The sequence below is a fragment of the Candidatus Nitrososphaera evergladensis SR1 genome (assembly GCF_000730285.1).
GTDB classification, from domain to species: domain Archaea; phylum Thermoproteota; class Nitrososphaeria; order Nitrososphaerales; family Nitrososphaeraceae; genus Nitrososphaera; species Nitrososphaera evergladensis.
Genome location: NZ_CP007174.1, coordinates 1,595,560 through 1,607,586 on the forward strand (window position 1 = coordinate 1,595,560; position 12,027 = coordinate 1,607,586).

A 12,027-nucleotide genomic window follows, 5' to 3' on the forward strand; every position below is an offset into this window, starting at 1 on the left:
GCCACATCAAGACGGTGTACTTGTTCATTGTGGTGATTCATGGCTGCTCACACACGCTTGGCATTATCTGCTTTTGAGACTATGGCAACAATATCTCTTCCAGGGCTTATCATCACCTCTTTTCGGTCAAGTGGAATATCTTTGGCTTCTATTATCTTGACAAATCTATTGTAAGCCTCTATTACTTCCTCCTTTCTCTTTCTATACAGCAACTGCTCGGTTGTCAAAACTTCTCTTGCTTCTTTTATTATCTCGTCGCCCTCTTCTATCGACATGATTCCATCGGAAATCAAGTCTTCTATGGCAAAGACGACCTCCATTCTATCAATTGAAATCCTGGCATCGATCTCGCCAGCTCGGATAAGCCCTCTAATGGTAGAAGGAGTAAAGTCTGTAACCTTGCCAAATGTCGCACCGGCGCTCTCGAGTCTGTCTATTCGCCACACCTTTGAAATACGCGGCTTTCCGTACAAGAGATCCCTGTAGGTAGTAAACTTGTATTCATCAACCCTTGCTATGGTTTTCGCCTTTCTATCCAGAATCTCTTCGACCTTCTCTGAAAGGCCCTTTGATCTAGCGAGCTCGGCAAGTTCACCAGCCATGTCCACAAAGTCCGTCATAACGTATGCCACTTGTTCGTCGTACGTGGTCCTGTCGTGAAATAGTATATCGCTCTCTCTGTCGTCAATAAGATCCTTGTCCTCTGGAATATCTCTTGGTGCCAGAGGATGCAGGTTGACGATGTACACTTCAAGCTCGGGAGTACGCGTAATTGATCTATTGCTGCCGCTTCCGCGGGTCTTTCGCAAGTATTCCATCCAATAATTCTTATGAGCCGTCAAGAGTTCGCGCAGCGGGGTGTTGCTGAGGTAGCCGCCATCCCATAGTTGGCGCACGGTTCCAGTTGCCTTGTCCTCAATTTCAGGATGGTCAAGAGCGTATTTCCCAAGAGCGCTGGCAAGCACCTGATCTGGGCCAATGCCATCGTAAAAAACAATGTGCGTATTTTCTGAATTCCCGTATTCGGAATACCATCTTCCACTACTACTACTACTGCTACCATTTTCCGCCTTTGCGATGACTGTCTTACCATTAACGGAAACATCATGTTGCTTTTCATAGCTATCAAGGACCACGGGTGTGGCATAATCTTGGACGTCGACGCTGGTAAGAAGCAATCTCGGCTGCCCTTTTTCAAGACTCGTCTTTATGGGGAATTCAACAAACTTGGAAAGATAGCTTCTCAACTGTTTGTAGTCATATTGCCACCATGGCAGGAAATCGGTAAATGGATTTAGGAACTTGGAGCCCCATTTCGGGACAGATTCGTACATGTTTGGCACGCCGCGTGGAGTAAAGGCAAACTCGAAAATCGACCAGAACCTCCTAGCACTTTCTGCATCGGCGATACCCGGATTGATTGCGTGTAGATAATCCCACGAGCTTTGGACAAGCGGGTTTCTGCCGAACAGATCATCTGCGATTGTGGGGCACATAAGTCCTTCCCAGAATTCCAAGAGTTTTTCAGCAGAGCCCCTCCAGCTGTTATTATTCTTCAGATAATGCCCCATCAGAACCGCAGAATTTATGGCTCCTATCGAAGTGCCTGCGACGATGTCAAACAGTCTACTATCGTCGGCAGCGTCTTTCTCTTGGCTGACTTTTTATAGATCTGTTGGTAGGTGCCAGCTTCATAGGCACCAAGCGCTCCTCCTCCCTGAAATACGAGCGCCCTTTGACAGTTGTTCTTACCTTCCGGCAACTAAACTACCGCCCTGTCGATTTCTCCTGAAAGCACACACACATATACCACACATGGATGCGAGGCGTTTTCCTATTGAAAAATGAAGGATGAAGAATATAGCTACATCACCCCGCATTACCGCGTGAGAAATCCGCCGTTAATGAAGATCGTCTGCGCAGTCACCCAGCTCGCTTCGGGCGAGACAAGAAACTTTGCCAAAGGCACAATATCCCTGATCTCGCCAAGCTGCCCGTTGATGCTCTGCTGCTTGAAATATTCAGTCGATTCCTTTGTTTCGGCTGGATAAAAGAACGACGTATTGAGAGGGCCGGGCGCAATATTGTTGACCGTAATACCGCGATTACCAATTTCCTTGGCCAAGGCGCGGGCAAAGTCTTCGAGCGGCGCTTTGCTTCCCGCATAGGCCGAATAGTAAGGTGTTGTCGCTCCAACCAATGATGTCTCCATATTGATAATGCGCCCATTGTTAGCCATCCGTTTGGCTGCTTCTTGCATGCAAAAGAAAGCGGCTTTCGCATTGACCGCAAACATGCTATCATATTCCTCCTCACTGATATCAACAAAGGGTTTCTTGAGAACCTTGCCAGCAGTGTTAATCAGAATGTCTAGTCGACCAAACTCTTCCATCGTGCGGTCAAACAGCCTCTTGATCTCTGCTGTTTTGGTCAAGTCAGCCTGTTCAATTATTGCTTTGGAACCTGCCTTACGAATGTTGGTAGCAACGTCTTCAGCATCAGACTTTTTGCTCTCGCCATGATAGCGAACGACAACGAACACTCCCTCCATCCCAAGCATCTCGGCATAAGCGCGGCCCAGGTTTTGGGAAGCCCCAGTCACAATAGCGACTTTACCAGCTAGAGATTTTTTCATCTCACTTTTGGTTGTTGTCATAATGAAATAAGATACTCGCTTCTTTTATCTTTGACGGAAGCAATGCCAATGTCAAGCAGGCTCCAAGGGATGCTCACAGGAAGCAATTCTGTCGCATGATCAAAGGGTTGTTTTGGTGCATACAGGATGCAATCAGACCGGGAGTAAAATATCATGTGCAACAAGGTTCAACTTTTCTTCTGAACTTGAGCAGCAAACGACGTTAACAGAATGCTATAAAGAAACAATGGTTCTGATAACTTTTAATAAAGATTCATAATTTGGTAAACTTTAGGAGAAATTACTATTACAAAGAGTAGAATGAATCCTAAGGTTGATGCATATTTAAGTAAAGCCAAAAAGTGGCAGGAAGAATTTGAGAAGTTGAGAATGATCATTCTCAAATGTCAGCTGACCGAAGAATTGAAGTGGAGTTGTCCTTGTTACACGTTTTAGAAAAGAAACATAGTTTTAATACATGGATTTAAAGAATACTGTGCGCTTCTGTTTTTCAAAGGTGTCTTGTTAAAGGATGCCCATGGTATTCTAATCTGACAAACGGAGAATGTTCAGGCGGCGCGCCAGATTCGGTTCACCAATGTTCGGGAAATAGTTGAGATGGAACCTGTCTTGAAAGCCTATATTCATGAAGCCATTGAAGTGGAAAAAGCCGGTTTGAAAGTGAATTTTAAAAAGACTTCAGAATTCAAAATTCCTGAAGAATTTCAAAATAAATTAAATGAAATCCCTGCCTTGAAAACTGCTTTTTATGCATTGACGCCGGGACGGCAAAGAGGATACCTTTTTTATTTTTCTCAACCCAAACTATCCAAAACCCGGGAGTCAAGGGTTGAAAAATGTATGCAGCAAATTCTCAATGGAAAGGGACTAAATGATTAGTGCATTCGATGAGAAAATAAATAATTCTTGGGCTCCTCATCTTTTTCTGGCAGACACTGCAGTCGGCCTTGCCGTTCCGATCCCTTTTGCTACGCCAAGTGCGAGAATCGCAAGCCCAACTATGACTCCAATTATTGGACCTGGAATCACAAAGTTGATGTTTGCAAGAGGGAGTATCATGAGGATGACTCCGCTTGCTGCCAGCAATCCTGCCACTGCAAACGACCTCTGCTTCCACGATATGACAAATGCAGCTATGGAAAATGCAATGGCACCTGTGACAACATTCACTGCAAGCCCTCCTGCCGGCAGCGTTTTTGGGCTTCCTAGTATGTTGTTCGCTATCAATCCCATCGTTCCTTGCTGCTTCATTTCCTGCATCTGTGACTCTGACATTCCTTGCTGCATCTGTTGTGAATCCGACGCCGGGGCACCACCACCACCATGCATTTGTGCCATCGACGAGTGACCGCCGGTTATTCCTTTGATTATGGACATGAACAAGTTGTGGCCTTCCTCCGCTTGGGCTGTCTGCAACAACGCAGGGGCACCTAGGACATAAGTCAAGACCACGGCAAGTGTTGCCGCAGCCAACCCTATTGACAATGCGTGTCTCAACTTGCTCATACTGATGTTCACTAGTTTGGTTATTATCTAACCTGTCTAGATATTAGATGAACTAATATATTTATCTGTTTCCTATGATACTTGGCTATGGAGAGGGAAGAAGTCATTCATGCTGTTAGCGAAAAGTTTACGGAAATGTCAACTGAAACAATATTGTTCCACCAGGCCCTGGCAGATATGCTTGACCTGCACGTCACCGACCATAGATGCATGCATTTTCTCCACAGCTATGGAGCCATGCCGGCTGGCAGGCTTGCCGAGCTTACAGGCTTGACCACTGCGGCGGTAACGGGAATCATTGATCGATTGGAAGAGGCAGGATATGCAAGAAGGATAAGCGACCCAAAAGATAGGCGCCGGACCATTGTCGAGCCTGTCCAAAACAAAAAGTTGGAAAGGAAACTTGAAGCGATCTTTACCCCCTTTCATGAAAAAATGCATGAACTTTTGTCTCCGTACTCTGACAGCGAGCTAACTTTTCTGCTCGACGTGATGAACAAGAGCATAGAGCTCACGCGCGAGGAGTCAAAAAAATTGCGGCATATGCAAAGATGATCCTCTCTTTCGATGAGAAAAATCCGCCACAGGCTCTCTTGGCCCTTGCACATCAATCACTTTTGCAAAGTTATTACTCATCTTGTCATGCAACAAAATAACACAACGGTTTAATTCTTTTAAACAAGCAGGCATTCCACTGGAAGCACGCCCCCTCCCTATGGACACTTATTGGGCAGCAGGCACGATCCTGTAGATGCTTCCTTTGCCGTACGACAGGATGTAGAGGTAGCCGTCCGGCCCCGTCTCGATGTCTGTTATTCCGCCAAATGCGGTGCCAAGCGTGATTGCGGATCCTTCCGCGTCGTTGTCCGCCACGCGGTCTGACAAGTTGCCTTCAAGTGTAAAGCCGTCTCTTTTGCCGTTTACCGTAAAGTAATACAAGTTGCCGTTGTTGACGTCGCCGACAAAAACATTGTACGCATATTTGTCACCCAGTTTGGTTGAATTCAGAAATTCAATGTCAGTCACGCCCATGGACTGGCGCCAGCTAAACACTGGATCAGAGTAATGCGCCCCGTTAAACATCACCAAGTCGCCCTCGCTTACCTGCTGTTGCGACCTTGAAATCGGGCCCATCACCCGCTCCCATCCACTGTTAAAGCCCGGCTCTGCCACGTTTACCTCGTCGTACCTGTCAGGGCCGTTTTCCGTGGCCCACAGTTTGCCGTTGCGCGGGTCAAAGTCCATGCCAAAACTATTCCTTATGCCATATGCGTAATAACCTTCAAGGCCGCCGGCTCCAGACAGAATGTTTGCCGCCGGCGCGCCGTCAAGCCCCACCTTTAGTATTACAGAGGTGTTGTCAGGCACAGCGCCGTTCTTGTAGTTCTGCAGCATGCCGTTTCGGTTCAGGTCGCCGATGACTATGTACAGATAGCCGTCCGGGCCGACAATTATCTTGCCCCCGTCATGGTTTGGCCCTGGCGTCCCGGGAAGGTCAAGGATCATCTTTTTCGTCGAGTTGCCAGATAGCGTCCCATTTTGCAGGTCATAGCTGTACACTCGGTTTCTGATGTCAAGGCCGCTTTGCTCGGTCATGTACAAAAACACCTTGTCCTTTGCATAGGCGACGCCCAAAAGGCCCCGCTCACTTGCAGTCTCGACCTTGAACGACAGCAGTGGCGGCCCTTGCTGCAGCGCGCCATCCCTGACAAGCCGGACGTCTCCGCCCTTTTGCGTGACAAGCACATTGTTGTTTCCTACAAACGTCATGCTTGTAGGCTCTGTCAGGCCGTCGATTACTTTCTCGACCTTTAAAGAAGGGTCGCGCAGTCGGGGCAGGCTAGAGTCAGGTATGGCCTTGAAAGGGTCGCCAGCCTTTGTAGCCGTGAAAGTGATGTCAGTTGGCGTGACGATATTGTCGCCTGTAATGCCCGGGATTGCACGCGTCTGCCATGTGCCGGCGACTGCCGCGATGGCGGCTGCGACGATTATCGCACCCGCTACGGCAAATACGGCCCTTCTCACTGCCTGAATTATCGCTTTTCTCACTATTATGCATTAAAACGCTTCTTATAGAGAAGGACTCAAGATAACGCCATTGGACACAAGGATGACAAAAAGCGAGTTGGCAAGGTGCGTCAGAGACCTTTATTCACTCGGGCTTACCTCGCCTGTCTCTGGCAACCACAGCGTCAGGGCCGGCAACAGGAGCATGTGGATAACGCCGTCTGAGATCCCGCGCTACCTTTTGCACACCAGCGACCTTGTCAGGATGGACCTGTCAACAGGCAGGGCTTTTGGCAAGAAAAAGCCAAGCAGGGAGCACAACATGCACAGGATGATCTATGATGCCAGAAGGGATGTAAACGCCGTGGTGCATACCCACAGCCCCTACACCATAGCTGTCGCAATATCTGCAGGAGAAGGATTCGTGCACGTTATCGAAGAAGCAAAAATAGTTGTCGGCAACCCTGCGATTATTGAAAACAGGCCGTCAGGGTCGATAGAGCTTGCGGAGGCTGTCTCTGCAGAATTTGAAAAAGGCGCAAGCGCAGTGGTCATCAGAAATCACGGCGTAGTTGCGGCCGGCAAGGACATACACCATGCCCGCGCCATTGTCGAATCGCTGGAAGAGTGGGCAAAAATACTGACCGTGGCAAGGCTGCTTGGCGGGCCTCGCAGTACTCTCTAGACGCCCAGAATCTGCTTCAAAAGGGCGCGATAGTCGACCTTTTCCTTCTTGCTTCCCGGGGATGGAAGCTCAAAGATGAGCGGGATTGGCCTCTTGGCGCGAAGCGTCGTCAGTTGCGTGCGAATCTCTTTTCCAATGTCGTCACTCAAAAGCACGAGCCCCACGTCGCTTGTGTCGCCCATCTTGTTGATCTCGGCAAGCGCCTCTGCCGACGACTCGACCTTGACTCCCTTGACGCCGGCAAGCTGGAAGCTGGTAACGAAAACGCGGCTTCCAATGGCAATTATTCGCATATGTTTTTCTTGCTGTGCGCTTGACTCGTATCCCTTTTTATTCTTTTTGAGATGAAACTTCTCTCTTCTACAAAAAAAATAGCTGCAAACCCATTGAGGACCCCTCCCCCTCTCCCCAAGGTGCTACAATAGCTTTATCCTTGGACATCGCATCATTCACAATGTCAAACCAAAACATATTCCAAGCATTTGAAGAGGCCAAGAAAGCAAGCGGAAAATTCCTAAAGCTGGCCCCTGGCGAAAGACGGACGCTGCAGTTTAACGTGAACAAGATCGAAATCGCGGACAGCGAGTTTGAAGGCAAAAAGACCGGCGGCAAGTCAATCCACTTCACGGTGATTGACCCAAAAGAGCCGCAGGCAGAAAAGGTGCTTTCAATGGGGGTCAAAAAGGCAGACGCAATCATGGCTCTCTTGAAGGCTGGCAAGAACTTGCTGGACATTCAGAAAATCGGAAGCGGAAAGGACAGCCAGTTCATTGCAATCCCGCTCTAACGCGGGACGCAACATCTTTTTTTCTTTTTTCCTCTGAATTTGAAAGCAGTTAGCGACGCCTGTTTGGGCCTTGCTTTTCTTAACGAAAAATCTTCCAAACATCTGATATGCCACGACTGCGATCGTACAGCTGTACGGGGACATGACCAGGCAAGACGTCATGATAATAGCAATGCTCTTTTCAATGGCTGCAAGCCTTTTTACCATATACAAGGTAAAAAGATGGGAAAAGAAATACGACATATCATGACACCGCAGGTAAGTCATAGCAGACAATTCTTCCAAGCGTCTTAAATGGCTGAATACTGGATTATATCCATGTCAACGCAACGACAGCAGGTAACAGAAAAAAATATCGAGATCGCCCGGCGTTCAATACAGGCCCTGAATACCGGAGACGTAACCAAGGCTTCTGAATTCATGCACCCTGATTACTTTAACCACGAGTCCCAAGCCAGCCCGGAGCGAGCAAAGCTTCGCGGTCCTAGTGAATTCATCGATACTGTTCAAAAGTTAAGAGCCGCGTTTAGCGACCTACATTATGAAGAGCAAGAGAGCATCGCTTCAAACGACAAGGTCGTGTCGATAATGACGGTCACCGGCCGACACACGGGAGATTTTTTTGGCATCCCTCCATCAGGCCGCAGCTTTTCGTACCAGGCGGCGCACATTGTGCGGATTGCCGACGGCAAGATAATTGAGCACCGGGCAATTCGCGACGACCTGAAATTCATGATGCAGCTTGGAGTAATCGGCGCTGCGTCGCCGCAGTACGAGCCCATCTTTAATGCGTGGAAGGGAATGATAAAAAAAGGAGGATAATTGTCGCACTTTACATCAAAATGTTCGGCAGGCTGCAAATCTGATTATTTGCAGATTTCTTTTTTCTTCAAAAGAATGGAAAACGGCTTGTCAAACTTTATTCAGCTTATGAGAATTTGAAACCATGACAAGTCATGTTCTTGGAGTAAGCTGGCAGGCAATACCAGCTCCAAGCTATGCCTTTTACGACGGCGCGCGGGTTTTCACGCTCAAAGAGGGGAGAAAGACTATTTTTCTGCGCTAACTATGTCGGCCTAGAAAGATTAGAATCGCCATAGCCATTGTCATATCCTGCATCGTACAGCTTTCGTAATGGCGGAGATAGAAGCTGTACCCAAGCTGGCGTGTGTGCTGCTATGTCTTCAAGGCTCGGCGTAGAGTCTTCGGTCCGCGCATATCGAGTATAAGAAATTAATGCATCAAATTCCTCTTCTCTGCCCAATATCTTGGAAATGGCGCCCAGTGCGTCCAGCAATGCTTGCTCCTTTCGTGAATCCATTATGGCAGGCATATATGGCCATAGATGGCTTTATCAATTAAATAAGTAGAAGGGCATCTAGGCGGGATTTTTTTGCTAACCTACTGGAAGCTTGCTCGTAGTGATGAGCGGCAATCGAGGATAAATAGCATGAGAATAATCATTTACTGTTGGATGGGGCTTCTGAAGTCATTGTAAACGTCCGTGCGAAGCCTGATGATCTCTATGCATTCTTGGTAAAATTGTTCTCCTCGGGCTCCGGATTGCGCATTGTGAGCGGTGATGAAAGTGTGCTTAAAATGCAGCTCGTCAAATTCGCCGACACAGACAAGGCTGATTTTCACTTCAATCTCTGGATTACATCTAATGGCGAGATATCTGGCATGCATTTTACTGCCCCTGACATGACATCTAAAAACAAACTCGGCAATGCCGTTACTGCGGTGACCCGTGCACTTGTTGCATTTCATGATCTCATGCAAAGACGCAAATAGGCTTCTTGCTATTTTCTATCGAGCATAAGGGAGACGAGCCATACGCTTTAGTACCAATCTCGTGGATTAATTAGCCCTTGCAAAAGGAGGGATAGTTGAGTCTGGGAAGGACGCTTGTCACATGGACAATTTCGAGTGTCACGTGGACATGAGAGCGTGGGTTCAAATCCCACTCCCTCCGCGGAGCCTTCAAGGCCTGAAAGCCTAAAGATTGATTGGTACTTTTTCATGACTCTTTGAGCGGCTGTAGCCAAGGCGTAAGGAAAAAGAAGAATTCGCAAGATGCCAGGGTGTTTGACTAAATTGCTAGCGGTACAGATTATCAACAACAGAAAACGACTTATACCGTCGCCGGCAATGCACAAGGTGACTTGGCAGCGACTAAAGTCCAGCTCTTGATGTTCATGATTGCGTGCTTTGTTTCAGGCGGCCTTGCAATCGGGCTCTCAATCATTTATGGCTCGTCGTTTTTCACGTACTCCATACCTGGCTTGGTGGTCGGTGCCTTTTTTGCCTTCAAGTACGCCACGTTTGACAAGAACAAGGCACGCCAAGAAGAGCACAAGCGCAGGCGCAACAGACACTAGCGCAATATCAGTATGTAAATCACGATTGCGGCAAGCCCTGCAAACAGGATCATGGTCGCCTTCCACATGCCCATGCTCGCCTTGTCGCTGATGTCCCACATGCCGCCGCGGATGTTGCCGCCTTGACGGTACTGGCGCTTTAATTCCTCATAGCTGTAGACCCTGGCAAAGTCTGCAGAAGGCGTCCATTCCGCATGAGTCGAAACAGAGAACGCGTTTTCGTCGTACTTTTTGCGCGACTGCGTGTCAGAGAGGACCTCGTATGCCTCGACTATTTTCATGAACTTTTGCTTGGACTCCTCAGAGCCTTTATTCTTGTCGGGATGGTATTTCATGGCCAAACTCCGAAACGACTTTTTGATCTCCTCCTGGGACGCCCCGGGCTTGAGGCCAAGCACTTCGTAATAGTTTGACACCTGGTACGTTGCCAAGATCTCGTAAATAAACTTGCAACGGCATATATATTCTGGAATCGTCTATTATAGGCGCGCTTGGATAGCACTTTTCTTATCATCTTTTACGTCGCAACCGTCGTCCCGACGCTCTTGCTCGTCAAAGAGACCAAGCCAAGGCTAAAAAACTTGAGAAACGGCCTGCGTTCGATTGTCTACCTGCCGCTCACGGTAGGCATCTTGATGTTGTACGTCATATTTGCAATGGACTTTTTCTCAAAGATACCAATCTTGAACTGGTCGTGGCTTGGCTACAACATCGCCATCGGGCCGGCGGCCGACCAGGGACTGTGGGGCGTTCTGCCATTTGTCCCGATGCTTGTATACATGCTTATCCACGTCAACTATTTTGAGGAAATGTACTTTCGCAAGACCGCCCTCCTTACCGTCGTCTGGGCGTTTTTGCACATTGCCATGGGAGTTGCCGTGCACGTCGCCCTCGCTCTTCTCCCACTTGGCTTTTTCTACAAATACCTGTACAAAAAGCGCGGCCTTGACCACGCGTACGCGCTGCACTTTGCCACCAACATCATCATAGTCGCAGTGTCGATAGCATCCTACTTTGTACGGTTCTAGGCTTCCAAGCGCGCCTTTAGGGCCCGGTTCATCTCCTCAAAGCCTGCCTTGACGTCGTCGGTGTCCTTGAAAAAGGACGACAGCAGGCCGCCAAAGACCTCGCGGTGGATGAATTTCACCCTGCCGTTGCCTGCGTCTTCAATGGTGAATATGTGCTCGCCAGACAGAAATCCCGGAACCTTGCCAAACCACCGGAGCTCTTTTTCCGGCTCGACTCTGGTTACCTTGGGCTCGTACGTGCGCTTTGTCCCTGCAGGCGTCGTCAGGTGGATCTCTAGTTTTGCTCCTTCCCGGGGCTCGCCCCTGACCTGTCTTATGAACGGGTTCCACTCTTCGTATTTTGCAAAATCAACAAGCACTTCCCACACGCGCCGTGCATTTGCGACAATCTCTATTTCTGTGTAGATTTCTTTCAAGCCAGCGACAGCATCAAGTGCACCGCAGGAGGAGGTTATTTACTTTCTTGTAGTAAACTCGATCCTTATAGAGTCGCCGTCTTTGAGCGGTATGTCCAAAAAGCTGCCGCCAGTATGCTGGACGTTATTGACGTAGACCTTGGTGTCGTACTTTGTCAGGTTCTGCCCTATCCAGTTGTACAAAAAGTGGCCCAGCGTGAATGTGTACGGCTCCTTGTAGGCCACATGAATAGTGTTGTCCTGCAGGGTGTGCACAGGCAGGGTGCAGTTTTTGGTGATGCCAACTTCACTTGGCACGCGCGCAGGCGCGCCGTCTACAGTTACTGACACAGGCAAGGTAAGCTGGTACGGCTCTGCAAGCGGGTTTTGTATGCACTGGTATATCGGGTCCTGGGAGCGCAAATAGTCGGTAACTGCTTTTGTCCCTGCGCCGGCAACAATGACTGCGCCGGCAAGGAGCGCCATGGACCAAACGAGGCGCCTCTTTTTTCCGGGCTCTTGCCCGCCAAAACCCATTACGGACAGGCGCGTGTCAAAAAGTTAAAAGTCTTTGCAAGTATG

Annotated in this window: 16 protein-coding genes, 1 tRNA gene and 2 pseudogenes; 9 read left to right on the forward strand and 10 right to left on the reverse strand. The window is 48.6% G+C overall.

Translation table 11 applies throughout. The annotated features are described in order from the left end of the window. Window positions 1-47: 47 nt before the first annotated feature. From NTE_RS08610 to NTE_RS08615, 3 genes are all read right to left on the reverse strand, one after another. Window positions 48-1,571, reverse strand: coding sequence for a patatin-like phospholipase family protein (locus NTE_RS08610; protein ID WP_148700650.1), 1,524 nt, complete (start codon window positions 1,569-1,571; stop codon window positions 48-50). A 23-nt stretch (window positions 1,572-1,594) separates the two neighbouring features. Continuing rightward, window positions 1,595-1,762, reverse strand: coding sequence for a hypothetical protein (locus NTE_RS16575; RefSeq protein WP_158385297.1), 168 nt, complete (start codon window positions 1,760-1,762; stop codon window positions 1,595-1,597). Between the two features lie 117 nt (window positions 1,763-1,879). Beyond that, complete coding sequence (locus NTE_RS08615; protein WP_226986924.1) at window positions 1,880-2,656, reverse strand: SDR family oxidoreductase; 777 nt, start codon at window positions 2,654-2,656, stop codon at window positions 1,880-1,882. A 285-nt stretch (window positions 2,657-2,941) separates the two neighbouring features. Between NTE_RS08615 and NTE_RS17595 the strand changes: the two are divergent. Next, window positions 2,942-3,535: pseudogene (locus NTE_RS17595) on the forward strand (YdeI/OmpD-associated family protein). Between the two features lie 36 nt (window positions 3,536-3,571). Here NTE_RS17595 and NTE_RS08625 read toward each other — a convergent pair. After that, complete coding sequence (locus tag NTE_RS08625) at window positions 3,572-4,072, reverse strand: hypothetical protein (protein ID WP_148700651.1); 501 nt, start codon at window positions 4,070-4,072, stop codon at window positions 3,572-3,574. A 177-nt stretch (window positions 4,073-4,249) separates the two neighbouring features. Here NTE_RS08625 and NTE_RS08630 point away from each other — a divergent pair, with 177 nt between their 5' ends. After that, on the forward strand, window positions 4,250-4,717 hold the full coding sequence (locus tag NTE_RS08630; RefSeq protein ID WP_148700652.1) for a MarR family winged helix-turn-helix transcriptional regulator: 468 nt from the start codon (window positions 4,250-4,252) through the stop codon (window positions 4,715-4,717). A 168-nt stretch (window positions 4,718-4,885) separates the two neighbouring features. Here NTE_RS08630 and NTE_RS08635 read toward each other — a convergent pair whose 3' ends face one another. Next, a complete protein-coding gene (locus tag NTE_RS08635; RefSeq protein ID WP_226986926.1) occupies window positions 4,886-6,211 on the reverse strand; it encodes a PQQ-dependent sugar dehydrogenase in 1,326 nt (441 codons plus the stop codon). Window positions 6,212-6,272: 61 nt separating this feature from the next. Here NTE_RS08635 and NTE_RS08640 point away from each other — a divergent pair, with 61 nt between their 5' ends. Next, window positions 6,273-6,854 carry a class II aldolase/adducin family protein gene (locus NTE_RS08640; RefSeq protein ID WP_148700653.1) on the forward strand — a complete coding sequence of 194 codons (582 nt, stop codon included), beginning with the start codon at window positions 6,273-6,275 and terminating at the stop codon, window positions 6,852-6,854. On the opposite strand, the gene NTE_RS08645 is transcribed toward NTE_RS08640, so the two are convergent. Continuing rightward, window positions 6,851-7,147, reverse strand: coding sequence for a V-type ATP synthase subunit F (locus NTE_RS08645; protein WP_075053915.1), 297 nt, complete (start codon window positions 7,145-7,147; stop codon window positions 6,851-6,853). The genes NTE_RS08640 and NTE_RS08645 overlap by 4 nt on opposite strands. A 161-nt stretch (window positions 7,148-7,308) precedes the next feature. On the opposite strand from NTE_RS08645, the gene NTE_RS08650 reads away from it, so the two are divergent. Beyond that, window positions 7,309-7,641, forward strand: coding sequence for a hypothetical protein (locus NTE_RS08650; RefSeq protein ID WP_148700654.1), 333 nt, complete (start codon window positions 7,309-7,311; stop codon window positions 7,639-7,641). 318 nt (window positions 7,642-7,959) lie between these two features. Continuing rightward, complete coding sequence (locus NTE_RS08655; RefSeq protein WP_158385299.1) at window positions 7,960-8,463, forward strand: ester cyclase; 504 nt, start codon at window positions 7,960-7,962, stop codon at window positions 8,461-8,463. A gap of 244 nt (window positions 8,464-8,707) precedes the next feature. Here NTE_RS08655 and NTE_RS08660 read toward each other — a convergent pair whose 3' ends face one another. Then, a complete protein-coding gene (locus tag NTE_RS08660) occupies window positions 8,708-8,974 on the reverse strand; it encodes a hypothetical protein (protein ID WP_148700656.1) in 267 nt (88 codons plus the stop codon). 137 nt (window positions 8,975-9,111) lie between these two features. On the opposite strand from NTE_RS08660, the gene NTE_RS08665 reads away from it, so the two are divergent. The 3 genes from NTE_RS08665 to NTE_RS08675 all read left to right on the forward strand — a co-directional run bounded on the left by NTE_RS08665 (window position 9,112) and on the right by NTE_RS08675 (window position 10,022). Next, a complete protein-coding gene (locus NTE_RS08665; RefSeq protein ID WP_148700657.1) occupies window positions 9,112-9,435 on the forward strand; it encodes a hypothetical protein in 324 nt (107 codons plus the stop codon). Between the two features lie 85 nt (window positions 9,436-9,520). After that, window positions 9,521-9,616, forward strand: a tRNA-Met gene (locus NTE_RS08670). A gap of 190 nt (window positions 9,617-9,806) precedes the next feature. Next, window positions 9,807-10,022 carry a hypothetical protein gene (locus tag NTE_RS08675; protein WP_148700658.1) on the forward strand — a complete coding sequence of 72 codons (216 nt, stop codon included), beginning with the start codon at window positions 9,807-9,809 and terminating at the stop codon, window positions 10,020-10,022. A gap of 218 nt (window positions 10,023-10,240) precedes the next feature. Here the strand turns inward: NTE_RS08675 and NTE_RS17600 are convergent. After that, window positions 10,241-10,438 (reverse strand): annotated as a pseudogene (locus tag NTE_RS17600) (DnaJ domain-containing protein); the annotation flags it as partial. Window positions 10,439-10,513: 75 nt separating this feature from the next. On the opposite strand from NTE_RS17600, the gene NTE_RS08685 reads away from it, so the two are divergent. Then, complete coding sequence (locus NTE_RS08685; RefSeq protein ID WP_148700659.1) at window positions 10,514-11,050, forward strand: hypothetical protein; 537 nt, start codon at window positions 10,514-10,516, stop codon at window positions 11,048-11,050. Here the strand turns inward: NTE_RS08685 and NTE_RS08690 are convergent. Both NTE_RS08690 and NTE_RS08695 read right to left on the reverse strand, forming a co-directional pair. After that, the gene (locus NTE_RS08690; RefSeq protein WP_148700660.1) at window positions 11,047-11,466 is read right to left on the reverse strand and encodes an SRPBCC domain-containing protein; all 420 of its coding nucleotides are present in this window, start codon (window positions 11,464-11,466) and stop codon (window positions 11,047-11,049) included. The two genes, NTE_RS08685 and NTE_RS08690, sit on opposite strands and share 4 nt — an antisense overlap. A 39-nt stretch (window positions 11,467-11,505) precedes the next feature. After that, window positions 11,506-11,982: a hypothetical protein gene (locus NTE_RS08695; RefSeq protein WP_148700661.1), complete on the reverse strand. Its 477-nt coding sequence runs from the start codon at window positions 11,980-11,982 to the stop codon at window positions 11,506-11,508. Between the last annotated feature and the right edge of the window lie 45 nt (window positions 11,983-12,027).